2 protein-coding genes are annotated in these 757 nt (G+C 41.6%); both read left to right on the forward strand.

Annotated elements, in window-relative coordinates:
- Positions 1-107 (forward strand): bL17 family ribosomal protein (locus AB5754_RS11630; protein ID WP_368259608.1); only part of this gene is annotated, 107 nt, incomplete at its 5' end.
- A 271-nt stretch (positions 108-378) separates the two neighbouring features.
- The coding region (locus AB5754_RS11635) for an ATP-binding cassette domain-containing protein (RefSeq protein WP_368259606.1) at positions 379-757 on the forward strand (379 nt) is incomplete at its 3' end.

A 757-nucleotide genomic window follows, 5' to 3' on the forward strand; every position in this document is an offset into this window, starting at 1 on the left:
ATGTTGCTCCTCGTTATGCAGATCGTCAAGGTGGATACACTCGTATCTTGAAAACCGAACCACGTCGCGGCGATGCTGCTTCAATGGTTATTTTGGAACTAGTTTAAGATCACACTTAACATCACTTTATGGATGAACTTTTAAGAGTGTTATGATGTTGGAAGGGCTTGTTAACTTTTCCGAGTCTAGCTCAGCGCTGCATCCCGGCCTTGGTCGGGATGTAAGCTCTCATCATAAAGTGCTTTTTTTTTACCCAAAATTTGGTTTTTTTAAGTGTAAAGACAGGAATGATTTGAAATCAGTGGTTTTTTTTGATAGATTTAAACATAGTGTTGGCCGCAGTTTAGGCCTGCTAATTTCAAATGAGGAGAAATGCTCATGGATTCCATCATTAAATTGCAGGATATAACATTTACATATGATACAGAGGCACCTCGACCGGCCCTAGCTGAGGTTTCTTTAGAAGTGAAAAAAGGGGAATGGGTCGCGATTATCGGCCATAACGGTAGTGGCAAATCCACATTGGCCAAAACCATTAACGGCTTGTTATTGCCTCAATCTGGCAGTGTTCAAGTGGGTAATCTAGACTTAAACGAAGACAATATTTGGGAAATCCGCAAAATGGTGGGAATGGTTTTTCAAAATCCTGATAACCAGTTTGTTGGTTCCACGGTGGAAGACGATGTAGCCTTTGGTATGGAAAATCAAGGGATTCCCCGAGAAGAAATGATTGAGCGAGTGTCAGACGCTTTGGAAC

Origin of the sequence: Enterococcus sp. 2201sp1_2201st1_C11_2201SCRN_220225, assembly GCF_040925905.1 — a bacterium.
Classification (GTDB): Bacteria; Bacillota; Bacilli; order Lactobacillales; family Enterococcaceae; genus Enterococcus_C; species Enterococcus_C asini_A.